Annotated in this window: 14 protein-coding genes; 5 read left to right on the top strand and 9 right to left on the bottom strand. The window is 36.9% G+C overall.

Annotated features, from left to right (window positions below; translation table 11 throughout):
• Positions 1-3 precede the first annotated feature (3 nt).
• From A3EM_RS0106580 to ccoS, 7 genes are all read right to left on the bottom strand, one after another.
• Positions 4-705, bottom strand: coding sequence for a sulfite exporter TauE/SafE family protein (locus A3EM_RS0106580; protein ID WP_020527388.1), 702 nt, complete (start codon positions 703-705; stop codon positions 4-6).
• 13 nt (positions 706-718) lie between these two features.
• Positions 719-1,165 carry a FixH family protein gene (locus tag A3EM_RS0106575; RefSeq protein ID WP_020527387.1) on the bottom strand — a complete coding sequence of 149 codons (447 nt, stop codon included), beginning with the start codon at positions 1,163-1,165 and terminating at the stop codon, positions 719-721.
• A gap of 32 nt (positions 1,166-1,197) precedes the next feature.
• Positions 1,198-2,628 (bottom strand): cytochrome c oxidase accessory protein CcoG, encoded by a 1,431-nt coding sequence (gene ccoG / locus A3EM_RS0106570; protein WP_020527386.1) that lies wholly within the window; start codon positions 2,626-2,628, stop codon positions 1,198-1,200.
• Positions 2,629-2,820: 192 nt separating this feature from the next.
• Positions 2,821-3,747: a cbb3-type cytochrome c oxidase N-terminal domain-containing protein gene (locus tag A3EM_RS0106560; protein ID WP_020527384.1), complete on the bottom strand. Its 927-nt coding sequence runs from the start codon at positions 3,745-3,747 to the stop codon at positions 2,821-2,823.
• A 20-nt stretch (positions 3,748-3,767) separates the two neighbouring features.
• A complete protein-coding gene (locus A3EM_RS0106555) occupies positions 3,768-3,953 on the bottom strand; it encodes a CcoQ/FixQ family Cbb3-type cytochrome c oxidase assembly chaperone (protein WP_020527383.1) in 186 nt (61 codons plus the stop codon).
• Positions 3,954-3,983: 30 nt separating this feature from the next.
• Positions 3,984-6,128 (bottom strand): cytochrome-c oxidase, cbb3-type subunit I, encoded by a 2,145-nt coding sequence (ccoN, locus tag A3EM_RS0106550; RefSeq protein ID WP_020527382.1) that lies wholly within the window; start codon positions 6,126-6,128, stop codon positions 3,984-3,986.
• Complete coding sequence (ccoS, locus tag A3EM_RS0106545) at positions 6,106-6,270, bottom strand: cbb3-type cytochrome oxidase assembly protein CcoS (RefSeq protein ID WP_020527381.1); 165 nt, start codon at positions 6,268-6,270, stop codon at positions 6,106-6,108. Before ccoS ends, ccoN begins: the two co-directional genes overlap by 23 nt.
• A gap of 331 nt (positions 6,271-6,601) precedes the next feature.
• Between ccoS and A3EM_RS0106540 the strand changes: the two genes are divergently transcribed.
• From A3EM_RS0106540 to A3EM_RS0106525, 4 genes are all read left to right on the top strand, one after another.
• Positions 6,602-7,075 (top strand): hypothetical protein, encoded by a 474-nt coding sequence (locus A3EM_RS0106540; RefSeq protein WP_157637759.1) that lies wholly within the window; start codon positions 6,602-6,604, stop codon positions 7,073-7,075.
• Positions 7,076-7,302: 227 nt separating this feature from the next.
• Positions 7,303-8,451 carry a methionine aminotransferase gene (locus tag A3EM_RS0106535; RefSeq protein ID WP_020527379.1) on the top strand — a complete coding sequence of 383 codons (1,149 nt, stop codon included), beginning with the start codon at positions 7,303-7,305 and terminating at the stop codon, positions 8,449-8,451.
• On the top strand, positions 8,439-9,227 hold the full coding sequence (locus A3EM_RS0106530; protein WP_020527378.1) for an amidohydrolase: 789 nt from the start codon (positions 8,439-8,441) through the stop codon (positions 9,225-9,227). Before A3EM_RS0106535 ends, A3EM_RS0106530 begins: the two co-directional genes overlap by 13 nt.
• Positions 9,228-9,238: 11 nt before the next feature.
• On the top strand, positions 9,239-11,701 hold the full coding sequence (locus A3EM_RS0106525) for a ligase-associated DNA damage response DEXH box helicase (protein WP_020527377.1): 2,463 nt from the start codon (positions 9,239-9,241) through the stop codon (positions 11,699-11,701).
• An 11-nt stretch (positions 11,702-11,712) separates the two neighbouring features.
• Here A3EM_RS0106525 and A3EM_RS0106520 read toward each other — a convergent pair whose 3' ends face one another.
• Positions 11,713-12,300 (bottom strand): HAD family hydrolase, encoded by a 588-nt coding sequence (locus A3EM_RS0106520; protein ID WP_020527376.1) that lies wholly within the window; start codon positions 12,298-12,300, stop codon positions 11,713-11,715.
• 140 nt (positions 12,301-12,440) lie between these two features.
• Complete coding sequence (gene argS / locus A3EM_RS0106515; RefSeq protein ID WP_020527375.1) at positions 12,441-14,309, bottom strand: arginine--tRNA ligase; 1,869 nt, start codon at positions 14,307-14,309, stop codon at positions 12,441-12,443.
• A 181-nt stretch (positions 14,310-14,490) separates the two neighbouring features.
• On the opposite strand from argS, the gene A3EM_RS0106505 reads away from it, so the two are divergent.
• Complete coding sequence (locus tag A3EM_RS0106505; RefSeq protein ID WP_020527373.1) at positions 14,491-14,913, top strand: hypothetical protein; 423 nt, start codon at positions 14,491-14,493, stop codon at positions 14,911-14,913.
• Positions 14,914-14,928: the final 15 nt, after the last annotated feature.

The following is a 14,928-nucleotide window of genomic DNA, read 5'->3' as shown; positions in this document are numbered from 1 at the left end:
ATTTCAATGACAACATTCTATTACCTGATCATTCTCTGCCTTTGGACTTAAATAAGGAATGCCGAAATTCAACCCTCTAACTATAAATAATATCCCAATACAAGCCACAATTACAGGAAATGATTTCCTTACCAAGGTTCTTATTTTTATACTAATTAAATTACCCAATAAAGTAACTCCAAACATTATTGGAAGAGTCCCCAGTCCAAATAAGGCCATAAAAATGGCTCCATTCACCGGATTACCAGTTCCAACCGCACCAGCAATACCTATATATACCAAACCACAGGGTAACAGCCCGTTTAGTAACCCGATAGTTAAAAGAGACTTATAAGATCGTTGTAATAAAAACTTCCGCATTCCTCCCTTCAATTGGCTTATTCCTCTTGAAATAAAAGAATTAGGGTTAAACTTGTTTAATACTCCAAAAGGAATAATTACAGATAATAAAATGAGTATGCCTAAGGCTATGGAAAGATTTTGTTGGGTACCAAAAAGGGTAAATCCTTTTCCAATGGTACCGAAAATTCCTCCCATTAAAGCATAAGTTAAAATCCTACCAGCATTGTAGGTTAATCCTCCTAAAAACCTGGAAGAACCGGATTTAGGCTGGATGGGCAGAGCAAGTGCAATGGGTCCACACATTCCAACGCAGTGAAAGCTTCCCAATGCACCAATAGTTAATGCTGTCCAGAACTCAATCATATCACACTTTTTTTTAATTCAAATAGACTTTTTCCTCAAAATAATAAGCCTTTACTCCAGTGGAAAAATCAATTTTCACCTTATACATGCCTTTGACCATATTCGAAACTGAAATAACCTGTTTACCCGAGCTATCCAGGGCAATACTATAGTTTTTATCATAATTTGAATTTGAAGGCCGGAATAGGGTAATTGTACCGGAAAGATCCTGCCGTATTAATTCAGGAGGAAACTTCAAAGCCAGAGACCCTTTTTCTGTATTGATTTCAATATGCTCAGAAAGTGAAGAAGTGTTTTTTATTCTTTGAATCCTTTCTTCATAAACCAATTCCTCGGCATAATAATTTTCCGACACCAGGTGAATATTTTCACGTGTGCTGCTAAAAATTGCCCAAAGAATAGAAATCACAAAAAATATAAAAAACACTGTGATTCCATGTCCCCAATTAAATTTTTTCATAAGCTTAAGTTCTAATCTGTAAAAACTCCTAACTAATTATTTCCAATGACAACAGGGCCTAAAAAATTTGTACTCACGGTTTCAATTAATTCACCATTCGAATAGACCCCAATTTCTACTTGTGTCTTGGTTTTTGTAATGTCATCCTTGTTGAATATAAGGAAAAGGGCCTGTTCTGCCTTGCCCTGTTTTTCAAGGGTTATATTATTCCCAATCAGCTTTATTTCTCCTTTACTTTCAATTAACTTTAACTCCACCGGGATATCCCGATTCGTCTTGTTAATCATTTTGATATTGTAAAGATTACTTATTTTATTATCTTCCTGTTCCTGGTACAACATTCCTGGTGTCCTTAAAATAGAGGTTTCTACATCACTTCTACTCAATAGCAGCGTAACTAAAACCCCAACCAGAATCACCAATACCCCTGTATATCCTTTAATTCTGGCAGTAAGTCTGAATGGTTTATTATTGGCAATACCCTCTTCAGATGCATATTTTATCAACCCTGTAGGTTTATTAATTCTGAGCATGATATCATCACAGGCATCAATGCAGGCCGTACAGTTAACACATTCCAATTGAGTTCCATTTCGAATATCAATCCCGGTTGGACAAACGTGAACACATTGTTTACAATCAATACAGTCCCCCTTTCCTTCTGCCTCCCGGTCTTCTTGTTTTCTCCATTTACTTCTTTTTTCCCCTCTTACATAATCATAAGCCACCACAATTGATGATTTATCTAATAAAACTCCCTGAAGTCTTCCGTAAGGACAAATGGTGGTACAAACCTGTTCCCGCAACCTTGAAAACACAAAATAGAAAGCTCCACTAAAAAGTATGATAGAAAAAAGACCAGCAAGGTGCTCACTTGGAGGATCAGTAACAATGGTAATTAACTCTTCGATTCCAATGAAATAAGCCAAAAATGTATTTGCAATCAAAAATGAAATCAAAAAAAAGATTAATTGCTTAGAAGTCTTTTTGATAACCTTTTCATTATTCCAGGGCATTTTATCCAATTTTTGCTGCTTCTTCCAGTCTCCTTCAATCCAGTATTCAATTTTTCGGAATACCATCTCCATGAAAATGGTTTGTGGACAAATCCAACCACAAAATACCCGACCATAAACTACGGTAAACAGCACAACAAAAAGGATTATTGTAATTAACCCAAGTGCAAAAAGGAATGAATCCTGAGGCCAGAAAATTTGGCCAAAAATGACAAATCTTCTGTTAATCACATCCAGGAGTAAAAGGGGCTCCCCTCCAATTTTAATAAAAGGCGTGCCGAATAAAATCCCCAATAACAAAATACTCAACCAGGTTCTGGCATTATAGAATTTCCCTTTTGGCTTTTTGGGATAAAGCCAAATCCGTTTACCATCTTTATCAACAGTGGCAATAGAGTCCCGGAAACTTTCGGATTCGTCTTCATATACGCCTTCAAGTGTTTCCATGATAGGTTTATATTATTGGTTTAAGTATTAGTACTTTTTAATATTGAACAACTTCACCTAAAGAATCAATTATTTGTGGCAAATAAAAAAGTTTGTTATTTCTATCCAGCCAGCTACTTTTATCAGCATAGGTTAGTCGAAAGAATATAATAAAACATCTGGCGGCAATTACCAGATGTTTTATTTTTAACATTAAATACTGGAATTCCCAGTATCTCCTGTAGCAGCATCAGCCGATTCTTCCCCTTCGGGTTGATATAAATCTCCTTGTGGTTCCTTTGCATTTGGAGGGTTAGTGCCCACAATGCTCAGTATGTAACTGGATACTTCCTGAATTTGGGCTGGTGAAAGTTGCGCTTCCCAGGGAATCATCCCCTTTTCTGCCACCCCATATTTCACAGTTTTAAATACGTCTTTTATACCTCCACCATGAATCCAGTAATTATCCGTAAGATTTGGCCCAATCCCCCCTTGTCCTTCGGCTCCATGGCAGGCTATACATTTTTCCTGAAAGATCGTTTTTCCTGAAGATATAGCAGAAGCATCAGTAAGTGTTTCCACATTCGTCTCATCCACTAAATCAGACATTTGAGCTAAATAAGCCTCTACTTCTACCTTAGCTTCCGCCATTTCATTTTCGTAAGCTTCCTCTTGTAATGTCCCTCCAAAGAAATGATAGTATCCAACATACAAAAAGGAGAAAACAATAGTAACATAAAACATCCCAACCCACCATGGTGGAAGATTATTATCTAATTCGCGAATGCCGTCATATTCATGATCAGTCAATACATCATCCTCCTTTTCAATAGGAACAGCTCCTGTAAGTTTTTCCGATAAAATTTCGAAAATACTTTTCTCTTCAACAGGTTCTCCTTCAGGTGTTTCTTCCTGAAATAGGATTGTATTTACCCTGAGAACTACAAAGATCAAAACCAGCCCAATACTAATTAATAAAATCTCTAGGCAAAGAATTAACCATAAGAAAAAATCACTGGAAGCCGTCTCGCTTAAAGTACTTTGGGCAAATGCTCCTCCTGAAGAAATTAATAAAAGCCCCAATATTAAGCCTGTTTTTTTTGAAGTAGTGGTTAATTTTTTTCGATTAAAGTCTTTCATTTTTTTAATATTTTAAGCGATTATTCTTTTTCAGGCAATCCATCATTTAAAGGAATATTTCCCATATCCTCCACATCTTTTTTGGTAAGCCCAAAAACATAAATACTCACCACCACGAAAAAAATAAAGAATATTAATAATGAAATCATAGGATAAATTTCTATCCCAAGAATTGATTCCATATGATGTTTTACAAATTTTAGCATGTTCAAACAAGTTCAGGTTTTTGAATATTTTTAATTTGTCCCCTTAATATCTGTTCCCATTCTTTGCAAATAAGCGATCAGGGCAACTATTTCCAGTTCAGGACTGGTAACCGTATTACTTTCCTCCTTCAATTTATCCACTACTTCCAGTGCCTGTAGTTTCAGGTCATTAATTGCCTGGTCTTCATAACCTTCAGGATAAGGAACTCCCAGGGTTCGCATAGCACTAATTTTAGCCGGTGTAGATTCATAATCAATTACCCTTTCATATAGCCATGGATATGGTGGCATAATTGAACCTGCGGAGGTAGAGGTAGGATCCAGCATGTGGTTATAATGCCAGGAATTTTGATACTTCCCTCCTATTCTGTGCAAATCCGGACCTGTTCTTTTCGATCCCCACTGGAATGGGTGATCATAAACAAATTCTCCTGCTTTGGAATATTCTCCATAACGTTCTGTTTCTGATCTGAATGGCCGGATCATTTGAGAGTGGCAATTGTAACAACCTTCTTTTATATAAATATCCCTTCCCTGAAGTTCCAATGGTGTGTATGGCCTCACACTTGCAATGGTAGGAATGTTGGAATCCACTACAAATGTTGGAACAAACTCGATGATTGTACCAATAATGATGGCGATAAAACTCCATACCAACATTTGAACAGGTTTTCTTTCAATCCATCTGTGCCAGTGCTCTCCTTTGGGTTTTTGAAAGTCATTACTTAATGCTGGTGCTGAAGCTGATTCTTCCGGTATGAAGGTACCCTGATTGGCTGTTTTGATAAGGTTATAAACCATAACAAATACTCCAATTAAGTACAATACTCCTCCAAAAGCTCTTAAGGCATATAATGGTTCCAACTGGGTTACCGTTTCCAAAAATCCGTAAGTTAATCTTCCGTCTGGAGTAAATTCTTTCCACATTGAACTTTGGGTAAAACCTGCCCACCACATGGGGATGGCATAGAAAATAATTCCAAGTGTTCCAATCCAGAAGTGGAAATTTGCAAGCTTCATTGAAAACAATTTATTTCCATAAAGCTTGGGAATGAGGTAATACATCATGCCAAATGCCATAAATCCATTCCAACCTAATCCTCCAACGTGAACGTGAGCAATTGTCCAGTCGGTAAAGTGAGTAATTGCATTAAAGTTTTTCAGGGAAAGCATTGGCCCTTCAAATGTTGCCATACCATAACAGGTAAGGGCAACCACCATAAATTTAAGTACTGCATCTTCCCTTACTTTATCCCAAACCCCTCTTAAGGTTAATAAACCATTGAGCATACCACCCCATGAAGGAGCTATTAACATCACTGAGAAAACGGTTCCTAAGGATTGAGCCCAATCCGGAAGGGAATTATATAAAAGGTGGTGGGGACCCGCCCATATATACAAAAAGATTAGTGCCCAAAAGTGGATGATTGAAAGCCTGTAAGAATAAACAGGCCTGTTGGCGGCTTTAGGTACAAAATAATACATCAGACCCAATACTGGTGTGGTCAGGAAAAACGCAACAGCATTATGTCCGTACCACCATTGAACCAAAGCATCCTGGACACCGGCATATACCGAGTAACTTTTAAAAAGACTAACTGGTAACTCAAAAGAATTCACGATATGCAAAACTGCAACCGTAACAAATGTGGCAATATAAAACCAAATGGCTACATATAAATGTCTTTCCCGCCTTTTAATTATTGTACCAATCATGTTGATACCAAATACTACCCAAATTAAGGCAATGGCAATATCGATGGGCCATTCTAATTCTGCATATTCCTTACCGGTTGTAAAACCTAAAGGTAAAGTTATAGCCGCAGCAAGAATGATTGACTGCCAACCCCAGAAATGGATTGAACTTAAAAGGTCGGAGAACATTCTTGTTTTACATAACCTCTGGAGAGAATAATAAATCCCTGCATAGATACTATTTCCCACAAAGGCAAAAATAATAGCATTCGTATGCAGCGGCCTGATCCTGCCGAAGGTGGTATATTCCAAACCAAAATTTAAACTTGGAAATACAAGCTGAAAGGCGGCAGTGAGCCCTACCAGCATACCGATGATACCAAAAATTGTTGTTGCAATAATAAATTTCCTAACGGTGGCATTGTCATAGGAAAACTGTTCGAATTCAACGTCTAGTTTACTCAGTTCCGGATTTTTCATGTTTTTCTTCTTCAAATAAGATTCTTATAGCCGGAGTGTAATCATCATCAAACTGCCCTGTTTTTGTCGCCCACAAAAATGCCATCAGAAAACCAATGGCAACAACTAAGCTAACAGCAATTAGAATAAAAAGCACACTCATAAAAAGTAAAATGAAGGTCAATAAAATATTAGGTACAAATCAACTCCAAGCTGGTATTTTTCCTAATGAGGATTATCAATCCAATTTATGACTTTTATCATATAAAATGGATTGAGGTTGGGAAATTCCATTTTATTTAGAACAATTCTAAGGTGGTGCAGAAATACCATTCAATTTAATATGGTTTTTATCTGGAATTCTTTGAATTTTCTCCTTAGAATTCCCAAAAACCTTTTATGTAAGATAAGCCACTATTTTAAATGCGGTTGACTAAAAACTGGTAACTTCTTTGAATCTATGAAGGCACTAAACAACAAACAAATTCAACCGAATGAAAACAATTTTTACCTTAACACTAATATTATTGAGTTTAAGCCTGTTTGGGCAAAAAACAGTCACCCAAACCCCTGAGGATATCTTTGGTCACCTTATTGGAACAGACATTAAAGACCATCCAAATTTCAAAAAAGAATTTAGCTATGGAAATGTAGAGCTGGGAATGGTAGATATTGGAGAGGCTGAAGAACTGTTTGGAGTGAAACTGGAATCCCAGGTAGGATATGCTTTTTATAAAGGAAAGCTATGTTCTATAAGCTTTGAATATAAAAATGCAGATGCTTTTCCAACTTTAGAAGAGACTTTCGGAAAACCCAGGTATGCACATACCGAAAATGAGGCCCTTGGTGAAATGTATTCCTTTGTGTGGGAAGGAAAAGAAATTGCGGTAAGTTATCCAGTTTTTAAGTATGGTTCGGAAGGTAGTCAGTTCATTACTGTTGAAGATATTTCCTTTGCAAAAAGATAAAAGTTTTCCTTAAATATCCTATCCTTACTTTAGAGCCCGAAATTAATTTTTCGGGCTTTTTTTATGCCTTCTTTTAAAATCTATCTATTTCTAATATCGGATATTGTGAAGAAGCAACAGTGTAGTTTAATAGCGAATGATTAACTTTACAATAACCCTTTTTGAACATTTATAAATTAATGATGGGTCAAATTTTTTCATCAAATCTAATTGAAGTATAAAAATCCATGCAACCAGTCCTAAATAGTAAACAACCAAATGTAGGAACTACCATTTTCACCGTAATGTCAAAAATGGCTCATGATTACAATGCCATTAATCTTTCCCAGGGCTATCCCAACTTTGATTGTGATGAAAAACTAAAAGAACTAGTATGCCACTACACCAAAAGCGGTTATAACCAGTATCCTCCGATGGCCGGGGTGATGGCTTTTAGGGACTCCCTTGCGGAAAAAGTAAGTCGGCATTATCAGATAGATTATCATCCCGAAACTGAAGTAACAATTACCTCCGGAGCCACAGAAGCTATTTATGCTGCAATTACTGCGGTGGTTTGTCCCGGAGATGAAGTGATTATTTTTGAGCCAGCCTATGATTGTTATGCCCCAACGGTGGAACTTAATGGAGGAAAGCCTGTATTTATTACCCTTGAACCGCCCGCTTACCAAATTGACTGGGAAAAGGTGAAAAATACCATCACTTCCAAAACCAAATTGATTATCATCAATACACCTCATAATCCTACGGGAACAGTTTTGAGTCCTGAAGATCTGGAAAGCCTGGCTCGAATTGTAAAAGATAAAGACATCTTTTTATTAAGTGATGAAGTCTATGAACATATCATTTTTGATGGAAAGAAACATCAATCATTGATGCTCCATCCTACTTTAAAAGAACGAGCTTTTGTAACAGGTTCTTTTGGAAAAACTTTCCATGTAACCGGCTGGAAAATTGGTTATTGCCTTGCTCCTAAAGAACTGACAGAAGAATTCAGGAAAGTCCACCAATGGTTGACATTTACCACCATTACTCCCGTACAATATGCTTTGGCAGATTATTTAAAAGATCCGGAAAACTATATTCACATTCCCGACTTTTATCAGAGAAAAAGAGACATTTTCAATGAAGCCATTAAAGCCTCAAGATTTGAATTTGCACCTTCTTCCGGAAGCTTTTTTCAAAATGTTTATTATGGTAAAATCACTGATGAATTTGATCAAGACCTTGCCAAAAGGTGGACTAAAGAAATTGGAGTGGCTTCCATTCCTGTTTCTGTTTTTTACAGCAAGCAAAATGACTATAAAATTCTAAGATTTTGTTTCGCCAAAGATGAAGAGACCTTAAAAACAGCAGCTGAAAAATTATGCAAAATCTAAATATAGCACTTATTCAAACGGAACTCTATTGGGAAAATATAGAGGCCAACCTCAATCATCTTGAAGAAATACTTTGGGAAAACCAGAAAAAACTACAGAAAAGTGACCTGATTATCCTCCCTGAAATGTTCAATAGTGGTTTTTCTATGAATACAGCCAAATTGGCCGAGCCCATGAATTTTACCACATTTCGATGGTTAAGGCAAATGGCGGCCCAGCAAAAAGCAAGTGTAATGGGAAGTTATATTGTGCAGGAAAATGGAGCTTATTATAACCGACTTGTCTTAATGAGACCTGATGGAAACTTTGAACAATACGATAAAAGACATTTATTCCGAATGGCAAATGAACACCATCATTTTGCAGGAGGAACACAAAAACTAATTTTCGAATTGAATGGTTGGAAAATTTGCCCAATGGTTTGCTATGATCTAAGATTTCCGGTTTGGAGCAGAAACACTAGTGATAACACTTATGATTGCCTGATTTACATCGCCAACTGGCCAGCAAGAAGAGCAAGTGCCTGGAATGGACTTCTTCCTGCAAGGGCAATTGAGAATTTGTGTTACACAGTTGGTGTAAATAGAATTGGAAAAGATGGAAACGAAATCGATTATGCTGGTGATTCCAAAGTTTGTGATTATCTGGGCCATACACTTTTGGACCTAAAATCGAATGAAACCGTGGAAGTGTTTTCTTTAAATAAAGAAAAACTTATCACTTACAGGGAAAAATTTCCCGCTCATTTAGATCAGGATCAATTTTCAATTCAGTAACTCATCCCTCATTGAATAACCAACAAGAAATTATTGAATCCTGGTTTAAGGAAAAAGGCTGGAAGCCATTTTCCTTCCAACAGAAAACCTGGAAAAAATACCTGGAGGGGAATAATGGATTGTTGAATGCCCCTACTGGTAGTGGGAAAACCTATGCCCTCTGGATGGCTTGCCTGCTGGAATATATCCGGGAAAATCCAAATTGGAAGAAGGCTAAAAAAAACGGATTACAAATTCTGTGGATAACTCCATTGCGGGCTTTAACCAAGGATATTCACAGGGCAATGGAAGAAGCCTGTCAGGAAATTGGTATTCCCTGGGAAGTGGGCTTCAGAACTGGAGACACCTCCACAAAAGAAAAGCAAAGGCAAAAAAGAAAAATGCCCGAATGTCTGATTACCACTCCGGAAAGTTTACATATCTTATTAACCCAGAAAAATTATGGTCAAATATTCAAAAACCTGAAAGCAGTAATTGTAGATGAATGGCACGAATTGATTGGGAGTAAACGGGGAATTCAGGTGGAATTGGGTCTTTCCCGATTGAGAACCATTCAACCAAAAATGCAAACCTGGGGTATTTCTGCAACTATTGGAAATCTGGAAGAAGCAGGAAGAGTTTTATGCGGTGACAAATATGAAATAGTTCGTGCTGGTATTAATAAAAGGATATCTGTTGAAGCTATTTTACCGGATGAAGTGGAAAAGTTTCCCTGGGCAGGTCATCTGGGCACTAACCTAATTTCCAAAATAATTCCAATTCTGGAAAAAAGTCAATCCACCTTAATTTTTACCAATACCAGAGCTCAAACTGAGATTTGGTATCAGAAATTAATGGATATCGCTCCTCAATTTGCCGGTTTGGCCGCTATGCATCATGGTTCACTGGATACCAAAATCAGAAACTGGGTAGAGGATAATCTTCATTTGGGTAAATTAAAGGTAGTGGTTTGTACTTCCTCTTTGGACCTTGGTGTCGATTTCAGGCCAGTGGAAACGGTTATCCAGGTTGGAGGCCCCAAAGGAGTTGGGCGTTTTTTGCAAAGGGCCGGAAGAAGTGGACATCGCCCGGATGCTCTGAGTCAGATTTATTTTTTGCCCACCCATTCCCTGGAATTAATGGAATCGGCAGCATTAAGACAGGCTGTAAAGGAAGTCACTGAAGAGGATGTGCTGGATCATATGGAAGCCCGGACACCAATAATAAAGCCACTTGATGTTTTAATTCAATATCTGGTGACCCTTGCCCTATCTGATGGGTTTTATGAAAAGGAAATTTTCAGGGAAATCAAGAAAACTTATGCCTATCAAACAATTACCGAGGATGACTGGAATTGGTGTTTACAATTAATTACCACAGGAGGAAGCAGTTTGCATGCCTATGATGAATATAAAAAAGTAGAAAGAGAAGGTGATTTTTACTTTGTGAATTCTAAAAAAGTGGCCCTCCAACACCGACTTTCAATGGGTACAATTGTAAGCGAACCAATGATTAAAATAAAGTTTAAATCGGGAGGGTATGTGGGGACGGTTGAGGAGTATTTTGTATCAAAACTAAATCCTGGTGATGTATTTTTCTTTGCAGGAAAAAATCTGGAATTTATTAAAATGGATCGCATTACTGCCTTTGTAAAGAGGAGTAATAAAAAAACGGGACAGGTTCCCAGATGGACAGGAGCAAGAATGCCGCTCTCTTCAGAATTGGCCCAATTAATTAGGGAAAAACTGGATACACATTTAGCCCCAAAAGATATTGAGATTAAAAAAATAAGGCCAATACTCGATCTTCAAAACAGGTTATCGCATATTCCCAAAACGGATGAATTTCTAATCGAACAGGTAAAAAGCGAAGAAGGCTATCATGTGTTTTTCTATCCGTTTGAAGGGCGTTTAGTCCATGAAGTCCTTGCGGCAGTAGTTTGTTATCGCATTTCCCAACTCACACCCATTACCTTCTCATTTGCCATGAATGATTACGGTTTCGAAATTTTGGCCGACACTGAAATCCCACTTAAACATGCCCTGGAGTTGGATTTATTTACCATCAATAACCTGGTTTTTGACATTGAACAAAGCCTGAATAAAACAGAAATGGCCAGACGAAGATTTAGGGAAATTTCTGCCATTTCCGGTTTAGTTTTTCAGGGTTATCCCGGAAAAGCCGTTTCGAGCCGGCATCTGCAATCTTCTACTGAATTATTATTTAAAGTCTTTACAGAATACGATCATGAAAATCTGCTTATCCAACAGGCATTTGATGAGGTAATTGATGTACAACTCGAGCAGGATCGTTTGTTAAAAGCATTGGAAAAAATTAAGTATCAAAAACTAATTCTCAAAAAGCCCCACAAAATAACTCCCTTTGGTTTTCCCATTTTAGTGGATCGTAGAAGGGAAAAATTAAGTTCTGAAAATATTGAATCTCAAATCAAAAAAATGCAATTAAAACTGGAACGATCCCTGGAGCTGGATTGAACAATTCACCCTCATTTCAAAAATGGACGGACATCTGTTGGAATCATTCCTGCCTCTCTAGCCGCCTGAAGTCCTGGGTTCCCATCCTCAAAAACCTGACAAAATTCGGGTTCTACTCCCATTTGTTCTGCACATTTCAGGAATGTTTCTGGTGAAGGCTTAGGATGTTTCACATCTTCAGCTGTAACTAAAATCTTAAATACACCTCCCAAACCAATATTTTCGAGTGTAGGCAAAGCAATTTCCCGAATATTTCCGGTTCCACAGGAAATGGGCATTTTATCTTTATACTCATTTAAAATGCCAACTACCGGTAAGATAGGTTGCACATCTTTTTCCAATTCAAGATAATATCCTTCTTTTTCTTCCTCAATCTTAATTGGATCCAAGGTTAGGTTATACCTTTCATTTATAAGGACTGTAATTTGCTTTGTGGGCACTCCACCTAATTCATAAAACCAGTTTTCATCAAACTCAAAGCCGTACTTTTCAGCCACTTTCTGCCATGACAAATAATGAGTAGGCATTGTATCCGCCAAAGTGCCATCCAAATCAAATATGAGCGCCTTAGCCTTTGGGCTAATCTGAAGTTTATCCATTTTTTAGGTTGATTTTTGCAAATTTAATTGTAAAATGACAGTGAAAATTCTATTCGAAATGAATTAATTGTCAACAAAAAGAAAAGGAACAACTTAATATTATTAGTTGTTCCTAAACATAAAATTTTAATAGAAGAAATTTACATTCTTTCCGGAACCTGAACTCCAATTAATGCCATTGATTTTTTCAATACGTTTGCTAATTGTGCAGTCAGGAAAACACGGAAAGCTTTCAATTCTTCATTTTGTTCGGCCAGAATGGGAACTTCACTCCAAAGCTTACTATATGCTTTTGCCAAATCATAACTGTAATTGGCAATTACCGAAGGAGAAAATGTATCTCCGGCTTCTTTTACCTTAGTTGGGAAATTATAAATCAGGGTGATTATATCCTGCTCGCTTGCTGCCAAATCAGTAATTCCAGAAAAGTCTCTGCCATTAAATTCAATATTATCCGCTTTGGCTTTTCTTAAAATTGAATTCATTTTAGCAAAATTATACTGAATATAAACACCTGTATCACCCTGGAAATCAATCGATTCCTCAGGATTAAATAACATTCTTTTTTTAGGATCTACTTTTAATAAATAGTATTTTAAAGCCCCTAAAGCCAGATTGTGGTAAAGTACTTTTGCTTCTTCTTCTGTAAATCCGTCAATTTTCCCCAATGCTTCAGTTCTTTCCTTGGCAGTGGCAATCATATCATTGATCAGATCATCCGCATCTACCACAGTTCCTTCCCTCGACTTCATTTTTCCACTTGGTAAATCCACCATGCCATAAGATAAATGGAAAATGCCTTCTGCATAGCTTCTACCAAGTTTTTTCATAATCAACTGAAGGACTTTAAAGTGATAATCCTGCTCATTTCCAACCACATATACAGATTTTTCCATGGGGAAATCCTTATACTTCAAATCTGCAGTTCCCATATCCTGTGTCATATAAACAGAAGTGCCATCCCCTCTTAACAACAATTTTTCATCCAATCCATCTGCAGATAAATCTACCCAAACAGAGCCATCATCTTTTTTAAAGAAAAGATTTTTCTCAAGCCCTTCATTCACAATATCTTTCCCCAACAAATAAGTTTCTGATTCATAATAAATTTTATCAAACTCCACCCCCATCAACTTATAAGTCTGGTCGAAACCATTATAAACCCAGCCATTCATTTTTTCCCAAAGTGCTGTCACTTCCGGATCCTTATTTTCCCACTTCAGCAACATTTCTTTAGCTTCAACCAATAAAGGAGCATTTTGCTCTGCTTCCTTTTTTAAATCCTCATCCTTTCCATTAGGCTGTACAGCTTTTAGCTTCTCTAATAGAAGATTTACCTCTTTTTTATATTCCTGGTCGAATTTCACATAATAATTTCCTACAAGCTTATCTCCTTTTAAACTTGGTCCGAGTTCTTCCCCCTGCCCAAACTTTTGGTAAGCCAACATAGATTTACAAATATGAATACCACGATCATTTACCAGGTTGGTTTTCAATACATTATAACCATTTGCTTCCATAATCATGGCAACCGAATGGCCAAGAAAATTATTTCTTAAATGCCCAAGATGCAATGGTTTATTGGTATTTGGAGAAGAATATTCCACCATAACCTTTTTCCCATTATCTTTAGCAAACCCAAAATTTTCTTCCTCCGCAATTTCAACTAAAGTTTTGACCCAAACGGTATTTGGAATGACCAGATTTAAAAATCCTTTCACCACATTAAAGTCGGAAACTATATCCAGACTTTTCACCAATTCTTCACCAAGTAATTGCCCGGTTTCCTCCGGTTTTTTGCGGGTAAGTTTTCCATAAGGGAATGTTACAAAAGTATAAGCACCTTCAAAATCTTTCCTGGTAGGCTGTAAACTAATTTTTTCCTGTGGAAGTTCTACATCAAATACAGTTTTAAAGGCTTTTGCAATTCCTGCCTCAATTTGTTCCTCTATGCTCATTGCTTTTGTGAATTTTTCCCGCAAATTTAATTGAATTTTTAAACTTGCCATTCAGTAGGATTTTTTTATTGTTGCTTTGCTTTAATAATTTTAATATTTTGAATTAGAATAAACATTTGTGCTTTTTGGTTTAACTCAAAACCTACAAACCACATAGTCCTGAAACTTACTTTTTATTGGACACAAAACAATTACATGTTCTCAAAGGATTAATTACTTAAACAGCCTTAAAATGAAAACCAGGGAAATAGACAAGGGACTAATCGAAATTATCGAGATCAAAAACCAATTGAACGGTATCGTATACCATGATCAAAAGTACGATGAAATTGAAGACCATTTGCATGAGATAGAGGACAATTTCCTTGAAAAACATGGTTTTGAACTGGAAAGGATTCTCAAAAAGGTGCATGTAGCCATCTGTCCTGATGTGGATTTGCTATCCCCATTGAGTTATATTGCCCATGAATACAAAAAAGTGGGTGAAAATGAAACCGGTCCAATCTACGATATCAAGCATGATCAGGGCGTATATGTAGAAGTAGATTCTTACCAGAAAAAACCTACCAAACTGGTAATTGTTCCAAACCCATTGCGGGTTATTCTGAATATTGATGGTCACACTAGAGAAGAAGTTTGGTCGGTAAATATGTAATTTGTAATATTGACT

This window comes from Flexithrix dorotheae DSM 6795 (assembly GCF_000379765.1).
GTDB lineage: Bacteria > Bacteroidota > Bacteroidia > Cytophagales > Flammeovirgaceae > Flexithrix > Flexithrix dorotheae.
This window is presented reverse-complemented; position numbering and strand designations above follow the sequence as displayed.

What these genes read in the sequence shown, in the direction of transcription:
- A3EM_RS0106580 (WP_020527388.1), bottom strand. Translation starts at nt 705, where the DNA reads ATGATTGAGTTCTGGACAGCATTAACTATTGGTGCATTGGGAAGCTTT.
- A3EM_RS0106575 (WP_020527387.1), bottom strand. Translation starts at nt 1,165, where the DNA reads ATGAAAAAATTTAATTGGGGACATGGAATCACAGTGTTTTTTATATTT.
- ccoG (WP_020527386.1), bottom strand. Translation starts at nt 2,628, where the DNA reads ATGGAAACACTTGAAGGCGTATATGAAGACGAATCCGAAAGTTTCCGG.
- A3EM_RS0106560 (WP_020527384.1), bottom strand. Translation starts at nt 3,747, where the DNA reads ATGAAAGACTTTAATCGAAAAAAATTAACCACTACTTCAAAAAAAACA.
- A3EM_RS0106555 (WP_020527383.1), bottom strand. Translation starts at nt 3,953, where the DNA reads ATGCTAAAATTTGTAAAACATCATATGGAATCAATTCTTGGGATAGAA.
- ccoN (WP_020527382.1), bottom strand. Translation starts at nt 6,128, where the DNA reads ATGAAAAATCCGGAACTGAGTAAACTAGACGTTGAATTCGAACAGTTT.
- ccoS (WP_020527381.1), bottom strand. Translation starts at nt 6,270, where the DNA reads ATGAGTGTGCTTTTTATTCTAATTGCTGTTAGCTTAGTTGTTGCCATT.
- A3EM_RS0106540 (WP_157637759.1), top strand. Translation starts at nt 6,602, where the DNA reads ATGAAAACAATTTTTACCTTAACACTAATATTATTGAGTTTAAGCCTG.
- A3EM_RS0106535 (WP_020527379.1), top strand. Translation starts at nt 7,303, where the DNA reads ATGCAACCAGTCCTAAATAGTAAACAACCAAATGTAGGAACTACCATT.
- A3EM_RS0106530 (WP_020527378.1), top strand. Translation starts at nt 8,439, where the DNA reads ATGCAAAATCTAAATATAGCACTTATTCAAACGGAACTCTATTGGGAA.
- A3EM_RS0106520 (WP_020527376.1), bottom strand. Translation starts at nt 12,300, where the DNA reads ATGGATAAACTTCAGATTAGCCCAAAGGCTAAGGCGCTCATATTTGAT.
- argS (WP_020527375.1), bottom strand. Translation starts at nt 14,309, where the DNA reads ATGGCAAGTTTAAAAATTCAATTAAATTTGCGGGAAAAATTCACAAAA.
- A3EM_RS0106505 (WP_020527373.1), top strand. Translation starts at nt 14,491, where the DNA reads ATGAAAACCAGGGAAATAGACAAGGGACTAATCGAAATTATCGAGATC.